Here is a 429-nt window from a genome sequence, read left to right as displayed (position 1 = left end):
TCCGCCACCAGCTCGGAGAGCGGCTTCTGCTGGTTGCCGAGTGCGGCGAGTACGTGGAGGGCGGCGAGCATGCCCGTATCGGCGTTCCAGAAGTCGCGGAAGTAGTAGTGCGCCGAGTGCTCGCCTCCGAAGATCGCTCCGTGCCGCGCCATCTCCGTCTTGATGAAGGAGTGGCCGACCCGGGTGCGGACCGGGGTGCCGCCGTTCTCGCGGACCACCTCGGGGACGGACCAGGAGGTGATCAGGTTGTGGATGACGATACCCTCGCCGCCGTTGCGGGCCAGCTCGCGGGCGGCCACCAGGGCGGGGAGCGCGGAGGGGGAGACGCCCGCGCCCTGCTCGTCGACCACGAAGCAGCGGTCCGCGTCGCCGTCGAAGGCGAGGCCGAGGTCGGCGCCCTCGGCGAGGACGCGGGCCTGGAGGTCCACG

The 429-nt window shown here is 71.8% G+C and carries 1 pseudogene; it reads right to left on the bottom strand.

What is annotated here, in order from left to right:
* Positions 1 to 429 (bottom strand): annotated as a pseudogene (gene manB / locus AB0C16_RS40680) (phosphomannomutase/phosphoglucomutase); the annotation flags it as partial.

It is taken from the genome of Nonomuraea sp. NPDC048916 (assembly GCF_040649575.1).
GTDB lineage: Bacteria > Actinomycetota > Actinomycetes > Streptosporangiales > Streptosporangiaceae > Nonomuraea.
Note: the sequence above shows the minus strand (reverse complement) of the source record. Positions and strands in the feature narration are given on the sequence as shown.